Below are 13,088 nucleotides of genomic sequence, written 5' to 3'. Positions count from 1 at the left end.
TCCGGGAGAGGCCGAGATACCGGAATTTCTCAAGAACAGAGTCCGGCAATTTCTTCACCAGGCAGGTGTGCCGTATGAGAAGGTTGGGGAAATTGCGGAGAGGGCAATACAAGAAGGACTGGTAGTGCAGAAAGAGGAGAGGGACCCCGCGATCCTTCTGTTCCGAACTGCCGCTGGAATGATTGAAGAAAATCAGGGCGGAGAAGAACCTGATCACCTTTTCCGGTTTGAAGAAGATGAACTTCTGCACCAGGAGATCCGCGGGCTTCCCGCCGGGATCAGATTGCCGTTTGTCCTAATGAATTTGCATGATTTCAAACCCGAAGAGGCAGGTTCCATTTGCAGGATCACCGCCAGTGAGGCGTTATCTAAGGCGGAAAAGGGCTCACGAATGCTTTTGGAAACTGATCCGAATCGTGATCTTGCCCGCCAGTTTACATTGCTCCGGCGAGCGTACGGCCGGATACCGTATCCGGAATCCACGCCAGAACAGCCGGCAACGTCTGTCTTGGGTGAACAAGTTACGGACGCACCTCAGGGAAAACGGTTGTGGGCGGCAGGAGCAGGGCTTCTTGGCGCAGTCGTACTCCTGATTGCTGCGGCATTTATCTTCCCCGTGTGGGCTGCACCTGCTGATGGTGCATATATCAAGAAACTGGAGTTGCAGTTTGATGAAGAAAAAGCGCGGTTTCAGGAAAAGGTTGGCGCGACGGATATGGAGATGCAAGGTTTTTTTACAATCGATGAAGCGCAATATGAATTTGATCGGCTGATCTCCGAATTTAAACTCGACATAAAGCAAGGGAATGCGCCGGAGAAAAAAGAGGTGGAGCAGGCTGTCAGTGAACAGATGAGTGTATTCGGCCTGCCCTCTGAGATGATCAAAAATCTCCGCGACCGGCCGCTCACCGATGACAAAGCCGGAAGCCGGATATTTTTGGAGAGATTCAAAAACCGGAAAAATGAACTGTCGATGATTTTTTCCACCCGCTTCATGGAGCATCAGGATATTCTTAAAGATGCGGTCAGGGAAGGGAAATTTGATGCTGCAAAGTTCTTCGGCAATGCCGATGACTATCCGAACCCGCTCCGGCATGCTGTCCGGCTGATGGAAAAGGAAGGATACGGGCTTACGGGCGAAGTATGGACATTTGACGACCAAGTTTATCCGGTGCCGGGGGAAATACCGAAACTGGGTGAGGATGCTGAAAAGCTGGAGCAGTCTGTTGCCAGATTGGCGGCACTTGAAGAAACTTTGGAACCTGCACTGAATTCCTTGGAGTTGTCACCCGAAATAATTGCCGAAGCGTTGCACGGACTGGAAGAGTTTGCTGTTGCCAGGGAGACCGGCGATCAATGGACGATGCCTGAGGCAACGGCGGTCTATCATTTTAGGGAATTTGTTTTTGGGGGAGGCACAGGCCGGGTCTTTGGAGACGATGGGACAGTGGTTCCCGAACGAAGGGCGATATGGAAGCGGATCGCCTCGAATTCCGGGACCCCATCGGGAACGTTGATGAGCCCGGTCGTTCGTGAAATGGAACAAACCGGATGGAAACGTTCGGCTTCCTATAATGTCCTGACGCCGGAAGATTACCAATACGCTCTGATGAGTGCCCGTGACGGTGTGGAGCGAGAACCCGATCATGAAATTATTCAAAGCGCATACCTGCCGGATTCGGAATATACGGTGCGGGCAGAAACCTTGTACCGGGACCTTACGGAAGGGGGAGATCGCTCTATTCTTGAAGGGGAAACACAGGTGATGATTGTACTCCTGGCGCTTTTCGCCGCCGATCGGCAAGACGAGGAGATGATGGCCATGCTATCTGCAGAAGGAAACCCAGATGTTGTGGCAAGGCTGGCGGAAGAAGGGACTACACGCGTTTTGGAAGGCGGATCCGTCGACTACCAAATTTCCGCAATTGAGCACCATGAAACCGGAATACGCGCACCTGTCTATGTTTACTTCGGGCCTACAAAAGAGCACAAAATCTGGTTGACATACACCCCTGACGGACTCTGGCTTATCGACGATCAAGACACCCAATGATCCGGCCCCCTTTTTGCCGTAAAACCTTTCGTATGGTATAATTTACAATGGCCAAATGGCAGATTCGTAAATTAAATCGATTGGGAGCGGTTTTTATGGCAAGCAACTATCAAACAGGAGATGTGGTCACCGGCAAGGTCGCCGGCATCCAGCCATACGGGGCATTTATCGCCCTGGACAAGGATACGCAAGGCCTCGTTCACATCTCGGAAATCACATATGGTTATGTAAAGGATGTCAATGATTATCTGACGGTCGGGGATGAAGTGAACGTTAAAGTGTTGGATATCGATGAGGAGGCCGGCAAGATCAGCCTTTCGCTCCGCGCACTTCAGGAACGCCCGCAGACACGCCGGGAAGACCGACCGAGAAAGTCTCTCCAGGACCGGATCGATGAGCGTGAGCCTGACGGGTTCAATACGCTCCGCGATAAGCTCCAGGACTGGATCCGGCAGTCCGGACAATAAGAAAAGCAAGGAAGCCTGACCGGCAGCAGCCGGCGGATTCCTTGCTTTTTTATTTTCCGAACGGGCACAGCCTGCCGCTCATTGGCCGTTCCGGATTTTTTTCAGATGGTACTGGAGGTTTTGGCGGCTCATGCCAAGTGCCTGCGCTGCTTTTGTGACATTTCCTTCGAATACATTCATCACTTTCGACAGATAATATTCTTCAGCTTCGTGCAAATAAGTATCCAACGGAAGAAACTCCTGTCCTTCACTCAGAACAAAATCCTGGGGCCTCTTGGCAGGGGAGAACTCCTCCTGCACCTTCAGCTTGAAATGGTGGGGCAGCAGATCTTGGGTGATCTCGGTTTCCGTCGTCAGGAGAGAAGTGATTTCTTCAAGAAGCAGTTCGACTTCCTTCAGGTTGCCAGGCCATGTATAAGAATCGAATGTTTCCCGGACTGCAGGAGAAAGCTCTTTAACCGCGGAACCGAAACGCTGGCGGTGGCGATCCAGAAATTCATCGATGAATGGCCACAGGTCATCCATCCGCTTTCTGAGCGGTGGGATATAGATGGTGATAGACGAGAAAAAGTAGTAGAGGCCTTTCAATAGGGACCCATTTGCAATCAGATCGAATGCGTCTCCTCCGATGCTTGCAATGTACTGTCTGGAATCCTCACCAAGCGCTTCGAGTTCCTTAAGCAGTTCTTCCTGCAGCTTAAGCGGCATCAGGTCGAGCCGGTCACAGAACACGGTGCAGTTCTCTTCCTTCCTGATTGCCTTCATCGTCCGGTGAATATCGGCCGAGTCGAGACCCGGGCAGAACAGGGTATAGTATGGGCTTCCCGCATGTGACGATCCATTGTGCATCGCCCCTGCCAGAAGATCCTTCCCGGTGCCTGTTTCCCCTGTCAATAAAACCGGAAGTTGAGCATCGGCCGCTTTTTTGGCTGTTGCGATCACCGATTTCATCGCATCGCTTTCCGCCGTGATGGAAGCAAACGTAACGGTCTCATCATAGGTGCGGAGCGGCTGATGGACGAACTTCTCCAGCGCGGTCACGTCCCGTGCCAGTTCAACCGCGCCGACCATTCCCTCCTGGCCGAAAACCGGATACGTGTCATTCACGGTGGTGATTTCCTGCCCGTTCCGATTCCAATAGGTCTGTTTGACATTCCGGACGGGATCCCCGCTCCGGATGACTTTCATGAGCGTGCTCTCTTCCTGGCCGAACCGGAACATATCCAGCACGCTCCGATCTGTCAGTTCGTCCAGATCGAGCCCTTCGATTTGCTTCATTTTCTCATTGTAGATGACGGTCCTTCCATTCATGTCGACGGCGTGGATGCCCAGTGCGGCATGCTCCACGGCGAATTTGTAGAAGGGCCAAAGCGCGTCATTTTGGGTAGCCATGGTCCACCTCAAATTAGTTTTTTGCGTTTTTCAGAGATTTAGACTTGAAATTCGCAATGATCTTTTGCATTATTATAAGTGTGAAACGAAATGAGAGCAAATTTTTTTAGCATCTCGAACATCAAATGGAGGAGGAGTTCAATTGATTCCTTACAAACACGAGCCACTTACGGATTTTTCGAACGAGGAGAACCGACGTGCATATGAGCAAGGGTTCAGCATAGTCAAGGAGTACCTGGGTCAGGAAATTCCGCTTGTCATCGGGGGAGAACGCATCTACACCGAAGACAAAATGGAAAACTTCAACCCTTCCAACCGGGAAGAAATCATCGGATATGTATCTAAGGCAACACAAGAACACGCCGAAAAGGCCATGCAAGTCGCACAAGAGACTTTTGAGACTTGGCGCAAGGTGAAGCCCGAAGTCCGTGCGGACATCCTTTTCCGTGCAGCAGCAATCGCACGCCGCCGCAAATTCGAACTTTCGGCACTTCTTTCCAAGGAAGCAGGCAAGCCTTGGCCGGAAGCGGATGCTGACGTGGCTGAAGGAATCGACTTCCTCGAATACTACGGACGACAGATGATTGCGATGAAAGACGGCGTACCCGTCGCACAGCGTCCTGGTGAAGACAACCGCTTCAGCTATATCCCGCTTGGAGTCGGCGTTGTCATCTCGCCTTGGAACTTTGCATTCGCCATCATGGCGGGCACAGCGGTTGCCGCTGCGGTTACTGGGAACACGGTTCTCCTGAAGCCGGCATCCAATACGTCCGTGATCGCTTATAAGTTTGTTGAGCTTATGGAGCAGGCAGGCCTCCCTGCAGGTGTCATCAACTTTGTGCCGGGATCCAGCCGTGATATCGGTGACTACCTCGTTGATCATCCGAAAACTCGCTTCATCAGCTTCACAGGCTCCCGTGATGTTGGTGTGCGCATCTTCGAGCGTGCGGCGAAAGTCCAGGAAGGCCAGATCTGGCTCAAGCGCGTCATTGCTGAGATGGGCGGCAAGGACACGATCGTCGTTGACAATGATGCGGACCTCGAATTGGCTGCACAGTCGATCGTTAAATCCGCATTCGGCTTCAGCGGACAGAAGTGTTCGGCATGCTCGCGCGCAGTCATCGTGGAAGACGTCTATGACCAAGTGCTTGACCGCGTGACAGAGCTGACAAAAGAACTTACTGTCGGCAACCCGGAAGACTACAACAACTTCATGGGACCGGTCATCGACAAAGCTTCCTATGACAAGATTCTCGAATATGTGGAGATCGGCAAGCAAGAAGGTCGTCTTGTTCTCGGCGGCACGGGTGACGACTCCAAGGGGTACTTCGTCAATCCGACGATCTTTGCAGATGTCGATTCGGAAGCGCGCATCATGAAGGAAGAAATCTTCGGCCCTGTTGTTGCATTTGCAAAGGCGAAAGACTTCGATGAAGCAATTGACATCGCAAACAACACTGACTACGGTCTGACGGGAGCGGTCATCTCCAATAACCGTTTCCACCTTGAAAAAGCGCGTGAAGATTTCCATGTCGGAAACCTTTACTTCAACCGTGGCTGCACGGCTGCAGTGGTCGGCTACCAGCCATTCGGAGGTTTCAACATGTCCGGAACCGACTCCAAAGCAGGCGGACCTGACTACCTGGCATTGCATATGCAGGCGAAGACCGTTTCGGAAATGCACTGATTGCCGAAAAAGATTGATAGTGGTTAATGATTTAAGGCGGACCATTCAGTCCGCCTTTTACATGAGGGAGGATGAGAAGGATGACAAAAACACAGCAGATCATTGAACAGACGGACAAGTATGGGGCGAAAAACTACAATCCGCTGCCGATCGTCATTTCAGAAGCAAAAGGGGTATGGGTAAAGGATCCTGAAGGAAATGAGTATATGGATATGCTTTCCGCCTATTCCGCAGTAAACCAGGGTCACCGCCACCCGAAAATCATCCAGGCGCTGAAAGATCAGGCAGACAAAGTGACGCTGACGTCACGTGCTTTCCACAATGACCAGCTGGCTCCTTGGTATGAAAAAGTCAGCAGCCTCACCGGCAAAGGAATGGTCCTGCCGATGAATACGGGGGCGGAAGCGGTCGAGACTGCTTTCAAGGCGGCCCGCCGCTGGGCCTATGATGTAAAGGGTGTCGAAGAAGGCAAGGCGGAAGTCATCGTCTGCAACGGCAACTTCCACGGCCGTACGATGACTGCTGTATCGATGTCATCCGATCCTGAATATCAGCGCGGTTTCGGCCCAATGCTTCCGGGCATCGTCCATATCGATTATGGCGATCTTGAAGCCCTGAAAGACGCTGTCAATGAAAATACTGCCGCCATCATCCTCGAGCCGATCCAGGGCGAAGCGGGCATCATCATTCCGAAGGAAGGGTTCCTGAAAGAAGCACGCGAATTCTGCCGGGAAAACAATGTTCTGTTTATCGCGGACGAAATCCAGGCCGGTCTTGCACGGACAGGCAAAATGTTCGCATGTGAATGGGAAGATGTAGACCCGGATATGTATATCCTCGGAAAAGCGCTCGGGGGCGGGGTGTTCCCGATTTCCTGTGTGGCTGCAGACAAGGAGGTCCTTGGTGTGTTCAATCCGGGATCCCATGGTTCCACATTCGGCGGGAATCCGATGGCCTGCGCGGTGTCGATCGCATCCATCGAGGTGCTTGAGGAAGAGAACCTGGCGGACAAGGCGCTCGAACTCGGCGAATACTTTATGGCCGAACTGCGCAAAATCGACAACACAGACATCAAGGAAGTGCGCGGACGCGGGCTCTTCATCGGTGTCGAACTGCATACCGAAGCGCGTCCTTACTGCGAGAAACTGAAAGAGCTCGGCCTTCTCTGCAAGGAAACGCATGATACGGTCATCCGTTTTGCTCCACCGCTCGTCATTTCCAAAGAAGAGCTTGACTGGGCACTCGGCAAAATTCGTGAAGTATTTGCGGCTTGATCTGTTATGCATAAACGTAAACTTGAGTCGACACTGAACCGTTGATTTATGTTACAATGTTGCCGAGCATCCTAATATGATTTAAAGAGGCGAATCAATACCATGAGCGAGAACACAAATCTTGTTACCTCCACACAAAAAGTAATTCATGAAGCGCTGGATAAATTGGGCTATGATGAGGGCATGTACGAGCTGCTGAAAGAGCCGATCCGCATGACCGAAGTCCGGATTCCGATCCGAATGGATGATGGAAAAGTCAAAGTCTTTACGGGTTACCGTGCACAGCACAACGACGCAGTCGGCCCGACAAAAGGCGGCGTGCGTTTCCACCCGGGCGTGACGGCGGATGAAGTCCGTGCGCTGTCGATGTGGATGACAATGAAAGCCGGCATCGTCGACCTTCCATATGGCGGAGGCAAGGGCGGCATCATCTGCGATCCCCGCGAAATGTCCATGGGCGAACTCGAACGCCTGAGCCGCGGATATGTCCGCGCGCTCAGCCAGATCATGGGGCCTGCAAAGGACATCCCTGCACCCGACGTCATGACCAACGCACAGATCATGGCATGGATGATGGACGAGTACAGCCGCATTGACGAGTTCAACTCCCCAGGGTTCATCACGGGCAAGCCGATCGTACTCGGCGGTTCGCAGGGCCGTGACCGTGCAACTGCAGAGGGCGTCATCATCTCGATCCGTGAAGCGGCGAAGCGTATCGGCATTGAAGTCGAAGGCGCACGTGTCATCATCCAGGGCTTCGGCAATGCCGGAAGCTACCTGTCCAAGTTCCTCCACGACGCCGGCGCAAAAGTCATTGCGATTTCGGATGCGTACGGAGCACTTCACAACCCGGATGGCCTGGATATCGACTATCTTCTGGACCGCCGCGACAGCTTCGGTACGGTGACGACTCTGTTTGAGGACACAATCACAAACGATGAAATGTTCAAGCTCGACTGCGATATCCTCGTTCCTGCAGCACTCGAAAATCAATTGCATGAGGGCAATGCTCACGACATCAAGGCTAAAATTGTCGTTGAAGCGGCCAACGGGGCTTCCACTTCCGAAGCTACAAAAATCATGACGGAACGCGGCATCTTCCTCGTACCGGACGTTCTTGCAAGCGCAGGCGGCGTCACAGTCTCCTACTTCGAGTGGGTGCAGAACAACCAAGGCTACTACTGGACAGAGGAAGAAATCCACGATAAGCTTTATCAGAAGATGACCGAGGCATTTGAAAATGTCTACAATACTGCAAAATCCCGAAACATTGATATGCGTCTCGCTGCATACATGGTCGGCATCCGCAGAACCGCTGAAGCTGCCCGTTTCCGCGGCTGGGCGTGAGGTAACAAGACAGGACCGTCCCCGGCTAGGGGACGGTCCTTTTTTATTTCTCTTCCATCATTCCTGTCGGCGGACGTGTCTGCCATTCGTACTCGTCCTGCTCAATCCGCTGATGCCGCGCCGGCTCATCCCTGAACAGGTAGCCGAGACTCACAATGCCTGCAAGTGCAATGATCCCATAGATCAGCCGGGCAATCAGGGTATCCCTGCCGCCAGCCAGATCGGCGACGACGTCAAATCCCATCAGCGCTTCCAGACCCCAGTTGAGGGCCCCGATGATGGTGAGGGCAAGAGCGATTCTACGGAAAGTTTCCATGATGGAACCACCTCCTCATCCAATAGGATGGACGCGAAATACAAGGTTTATGCGTCCGATAGGTGACAGAACAATGGAAAACAGCGGTTATTCATGCGAAAATATAGGTGAGGAGGCGAACAAATGAACTCATTCACTTTCCAAAACCCGACAAAGCTGATTTTCGGGGAAGGCCAGATCGAAACGCTGAAAAAGGAACTTTCCCAGTACGGCAAGAAAGTGTTGCTCGTCTACGGTGGGGGCAGCATCAAGCGCAATGGCGTCTACGACGATGTGATGCGAGTGCTCGGAGAAATCGGTGCCGAGGTCCACGAATTGTCGGGTGTTGACCCGAACCCCCGCGTGACAACTGCCGAGAAAGGCGCTGCCATTTGCAAAGAGCAGGGGATTGACATCGTGCTTGCTGTAGGCGGGGGATCGGTCATCGACTGCTCTAAACTGATTGCGAGCGCAGCGAAATACGACGGCGATGCATGGGATCTTGTCACCCGAAAAGCCATCGCCGAAGAGGCATTGCCGATCGGTGTCGTCCTGACGCTTGCTGCGACAGGTTCCGAGATGAACGCAGGATCGGTCATCACGAATGAAGAGACACAAGAAAAGTATGGCTGGGGCGGCCCGCTGAATTTCCCGAAATTCTCTATTCTGGATCCGTCCTATACGGCCAGTGTGCCGAAGGATCAGACTGTCTACGGGATTGTGGATATGATGTCCCATATTTTTGAACAATATTTCAACAATGCGGTCAACACACCGGTACAGGATGAAATGTGTGAAGGTGTGCTGAGAGCCATTATCCGCACGGCACCGAAGTTGATGGAAGATCTGGGAAACACAGAACACCGCGGGACGATTATGTTTGCGGGAACCATCGCATTGAACAAGTTTCTGGAGATGGGCTACAGAGGGGACTGGGGAACGCATAATATCGAGCATGCGGTTTCTGCCATCTACGATATTCCTCATGCAGGCGGATTGGCAATTCTCTTCCCGGAATGGATGACCTACAATATCCTCAAAGGAACCCGTCCGGAGCGTTTTGCCCAATTGGCGGTCAATGTGTTCGGCGTCGAACCTGAAGGAAAGACAACCGAGGAAACTGCGTTGGAAGGCGTCAGCCGGCTCCGCAGATTCTGGACGTCCCTCGGTGCGCCGGAGCGTCTGGCCGACTATGGAATCGACGATACGAACATTGTCCTGATGGCTGAAAAATCATATTCCGGCACTCCGGTTGGCCAATTCGCCTCCTTAGAAAAGGAAGAGGTTGAAACCATCCTGAATAACAGCCTGTAACATAAAGATGCCGGGTCCATGGACCCGGCATCTTTATGTTTAATGTAGTTTTTTTAAATCTTCCCGTGTCGGCCGAACACCAAGCCCGTCACGTTTCCAAGTTTTTATCCCGTCATCCTCATCAAAGGAGATGGTGACATCTGCCACATTTTTCTGGCTTGCGATCAGATCGAGAAGCCGGTCACGGATGTCATCCACCTTTTCAAAAGAGAGTGTTTTGTCGACTTCAGCAACAATCTCCACGTGCAAGGATTCGCCTTCTTTGATCACTTCGACTTTCTGAAGGTCCCGTACATCTTTATCTTCCGCCAAAAGATAGGCGATGTGGTTCAACATCTCCTCATCCGTTTCTCCGATTGCCCCACGTGCGTTTTCAAGGAAGATGATGCCGACCACATAGAACATCATGGCGCCGATCAGAATGGATGCGACACCTTCGGTCCAGTCAAGTCCGAAAAGCTTCGCCAGTACAACAGCAATGAGGGCAAGAAGACCGCCGGCCGTCGCAACGGTATCTTCCATAAAGACCAGTTTTGTCGCAGGGCGCGCATATTTCAGATTAGCGAAGCTGGTTATGACCGGGGCGAGCGGTCCGCCTTGGATGCCGGCATCGTGCAGGATTTCTTTGCCTGCCTTATAGAGGACGAAGAACTCAAGAAGTGTCGCGATCAGGAGAATGCTGAAACTGATCCAGAAACCGGTGGATTCTCCCGGGTGGAAGATATGATGCCAGCCTTCTTTGACCGTCTCATAGGCCATGATGCCGACGATGACAACGGCAAACAGGCATACCAGGTTGACAATCCTGCCAAACCCGTTTGGAAAGCGCGGAGTCGGTGCTTTCTTCGAGAGCGCCGAACCGATGTAGACAAAGTACTGGTTGGCCGCATCGCCGAATGAATGCATGGTCTCGGCAAAGAGTGCCACATTTCCGGTGAATAGAAAACCTGCGCCTTTCATTATGGCGATAAATGTGTTTACGATGGCTGCAAGCAGAGAAGGCTTGTTGCCCTGCTTCAGAAGTTTCCAAAAATCGTTCATTGTGCACCTCCGGTTATTGTGTTGCGATCAGTTCTGCGGTCTGGATATAATTCAGCTCATGCAGCCAACTATAGATTTCGGAAGAGTTCACTTTCGGCTGCACGGAAAGTCTCAGCTCCACTTCGTGGGAGTTCTCCGGGAATCCTTCATCTTTCATCATCTTCATACGGACATTTTCCGCATCGGCGCTGTGTTCGTGCAAGCAACAGATCAACTGATCGATGTTTTCCATCCCGGTGACTACCGTGACGAGCGTATATTCTTTGACCCGCAGTCTTTTCGGTCCCACGATATTCATGAGCGGAGGGAGGAACTCCACTCCGATCATGACAATGGCGACGGCCACTGCCGCTTCGATGTAGAAGCCTGCTCCTACGGCAATTCCGATGCCGGCGGCTCCCCAGATCATCGCAGCGGTTGTCAGGCCGGTGATATTGTCGTTGTCCCGTTTCAGGATGACGCCTGCACCGAGAAAACCGATGCCGCTGACAATCTGTGCAGCCAGCCGTAGCGGGTCCATTGTAATATTGATGTCGTGGCGAGCGGGTGTGGAGTAGGCGGTCTCAATTGAAATAATGGTCAGGAGGCAACTGAACGTTGCGATGACGACGCTCGTTTTGAGTCCGACCGGTTTTCGCTTTAGCTCCCGTTCAATGCCGATGACCAGGCTGAGCAGCCCTGAAAAGCCCAGTTTGAAGAAGACACCGGTCTCCAATAGAGGTGAACCGAGCAAGTAGTCCATATGATTCCCCCTTTTCGGTCGGCTATGGGCAGACGGAGCCAATTCTGTTAGGCTATAATCTGTATTCACTTCCTGGACCGCCGCGAAACGCCGGAAGAGACATTATAAACAAGAGAGAAGATGCACAAAGTGGACAAACCATCAATCCATCCGTACATACCGATCATGATCGGCGTCATTACCCTGGCTTTCTCGGCCATTTTCGTTAAGTTGGTCTCTGCGGATGCGGGAGTAACCGCATTTTACCGGATGCTGTTTTCGGTTCTTGTCATGGCACCGGCCTTTTTACTTAAGTACAGGCATGAAGTAAAGCTCATTTCGAGAAGAGACTGGATTTTTTCGGTGATTGCAGGTGTGTTTTTGGCGTTTCATTTTATTCTATGGTTTGAATCGCTGAATTACACATCGGTGGCAAGCTCAACGGTCCTTGTGACCCTTCAGCCGATCTTTGCTTTCGCGGGTACTTATCTTTTCTTTAAAGAGAAGCTTTCAGCAAAGATCATCCTGTCGGGACTGATTGCAATCGGGGGGAGTGTCCTCATCAGCTGGGGAGATTTCCGGCTCGGCGGGGAAGCCTTTTTCGGTGACATGCTGGCGCTGGCTGCCTGCGCACTCATCACCGGTTATCTGTTGTTCGGTCAGGACGTCAGGCAGAGGATTTCCCTCATTACCTATACGTTCATCGTTTACAGCGTCAGCACTGTAGCGATTTTCATCTATGTGATTGCTGTAGGGGAGAAGTTCGGCCCATACCCGGCGACGGACTGGTTTTGGTTCGCGATGCTCGCCATCCTGCCCAACCTGTTCGGCCATACGCTGTTTAATTGGTCGCTCCGCTATGTAAGTACGAATGTCATATCGATCGCCATCCTGTTTGAGCCTGTAGGGGCAGCAGTGCTGGCGTATTACATCTTCAACGAAGCCCTGATTCCGACGCAAATCGCAGGCGGACTTATTGTTTTGGCCGGAATCACATTGTTTGTATTGGACGGGCGGAAAATCAGAAAACTCTTTCTTGGAAAAGGGGGTTGATTTCCGCCGGCTCCATGATGTATAGTAGTTCTTGTCCTTAAGGGGCGGGCCCAACGGCCGAAAAAACTTCTTGACACTACTCAGAGAGGGTGTTAAGATAGAAAAGTCGCCAAACAGCCGGGAGTTGTACGCGGCCGGCGCGATGAACCTTGAAAACTGAACAGCAAAACGCTGATGAAATGAGTTCCCGATCCCCGACCCCGTCGGGCGAGAACGGAACAAATGATATCGGACATATCACTTGATATGCCAGCTTTAAAGTATGAGCTTACTCATACTCTCTTATGGAGAGTTTGATCCTGGCTCAGGACGAACGCTGGCGGCGTGCCTAATACATGCAAGTCGAGCGGATGACGGGGAGCTTGCTCCCCTGATTCAGCGGCGGACGGGTGAGTAACACGTGGGCAACCTGCCTGTAAGATCGGGATAACTCCGGGAAACCGG

The 13,088-nt window shown here is 52.1% G+C and carries 11 protein-coding genes and 1 rRNA gene; 8 read left to right on the top strand and 4 right to left on the bottom strand.

Annotated elements, in window-relative coordinates:
• Window positions 1–124 precede the first annotated feature (124 nt).
• The gene (locus BLT01_RS11215; RefSeq protein ID WP_143020591.1) at window positions 125–2,053 is read left to right on the top strand and encodes a hypothetical protein; all 1,929 of its coding nucleotides are present in this window, start codon (window positions 125–127) and stop codon (window positions 2,051–2,053) included.
• A gap of 95 nt (window positions 2,054–2,148) precedes the next feature.
• Window positions 2,149–2,520 (top strand): S1 domain-containing post-transcriptional regulator GSP13, encoded by a 372-nt coding sequence (gene yugI / locus BLT01_RS11210; protein WP_092097780.1) that lies wholly within the window; start codon window positions 2,149–2,151, stop codon window positions 2,518–2,520.
• 78 nt (window positions 2,521–2,598) lie between these two features.
• Here the strand turns inward: yugI and BLT01_RS11205 are convergent, their stop codons facing one another.
• Window positions 2,599–3,912: a sigma 54-interacting transcriptional regulator gene (locus BLT01_RS11205; protein WP_092097779.1), complete on the bottom strand. Its 1,314-nt coding sequence runs from the start codon at window positions 3,910–3,912 to the stop codon at window positions 2,599–2,601.
• Between the two features lie 142 nt (window positions 3,913–4,054).
• Between BLT01_RS11205 and pruA the strand changes: the two genes are divergently transcribed.
• From pruA to BLT01_RS11190, 3 genes are all read left to right on the top strand, one after another.
• Window positions 4,055–5,599 (top strand): L-glutamate gamma-semialdehyde dehydrogenase, encoded by a 1,545-nt coding sequence (gene pruA, locus BLT01_RS11200; RefSeq protein ID WP_092097778.1) that lies wholly within the window; start codon window positions 4,055–4,057, stop codon window positions 5,597–5,599.
• 80 nt (window positions 5,600–5,679) lie between these two features.
• Window positions 5,680–6,873 carry an ornithine--oxo-acid transaminase gene (locus BLT01_RS11195; RefSeq protein WP_092097777.1) on the top strand — a complete coding sequence of 398 codons (1,194 nt, stop codon included), beginning with the start codon at window positions 5,680–5,682 and terminating at the stop codon, window positions 6,871–6,873.
• A 102-nt stretch (window positions 6,874–6,975) separates the two neighbouring features.
• Entirely contained in the window at window positions 6,976–8,220 is a 1,245-nt protein-coding gene (locus BLT01_RS11190) for a Glu/Leu/Phe/Val family dehydrogenase (RefSeq protein WP_092097776.1), read from the top strand.
• Between the two features lie 43 nt (window positions 8,221–8,263).
• Here the strand turns inward: BLT01_RS11190 and BLT01_RS11185 are convergent, their stop codons facing one another.
• Window positions 8,264–8,536: a DUF378 domain-containing protein gene (locus BLT01_RS11185; protein WP_092097775.1), complete on the bottom strand. Its 273-nt coding sequence runs from the start codon at window positions 8,534–8,536 to the stop codon at window positions 8,264–8,266.
• Between the two features lie 123 nt (window positions 8,537–8,659).
• Here BLT01_RS11185 and BLT01_RS11180 point away from each other — a divergent pair, with 123 nt between their 5' ends.
• Window positions 8,660–9,829, top strand: a complete 1,170-nt coding sequence (locus BLT01_RS11180; protein WP_092097774.1) for an iron-containing alcohol dehydrogenase — start codon at window positions 8,660–8,662, stop codon at window positions 9,827–9,829.
• A gap of 39 nt (window positions 9,830–9,868) precedes the next feature.
• Here the strand turns inward: BLT01_RS11180 and BLT01_RS11175 are convergent, their stop codons facing one another.
• Entirely contained in the window at window positions 9,869–10,870 is a 1,002-nt protein-coding gene (locus BLT01_RS11175) for a cation diffusion facilitator family transporter (RefSeq protein ID WP_092097773.1), read from the bottom strand.
• Between the two features lie 13 nt (window positions 10,871–10,883).
• Window positions 10,884–11,612: an MgtC/SapB family protein gene (locus BLT01_RS11170; protein ID WP_092097772.1), complete on the bottom strand. Its 729-nt coding sequence runs from the start codon at window positions 11,610–11,612 to the stop codon at window positions 10,884–10,886.
• 129 nt (window positions 11,613–11,741) lie between these two features.
• Here BLT01_RS11170 and BLT01_RS11165 point away from each other — a divergent pair, with 129 nt between their 5' ends.
• Both BLT01_RS11165 and BLT01_RS11160 read left to right on the top strand, forming a co-directional pair.
• A complete protein-coding gene (locus tag BLT01_RS11165) occupies window positions 11,742–12,644 on the top strand; it encodes a DMT family transporter (protein WP_092097859.1) in 903 nt (300 codons plus the stop codon).
• Window positions 12,645–12,925: 281 nt separating this feature from the next.
• Window positions 12,926–13,088, top strand: a 16S ribosomal RNA gene (locus tag BLT01_RS11160); the annotation flags it as partial.

Origin of the sequence: Bhargavaea beijingensis (assembly GCF_900101985.1) — a bacterium.
Lineage (GTDB): Bacteria > Bacillota > Bacilli > Bacillales_A > Planococcaceae > Bhargavaea > Bhargavaea beijingensis.
This window is presented reverse-complemented; position numbering and strand designations above follow the sequence as displayed.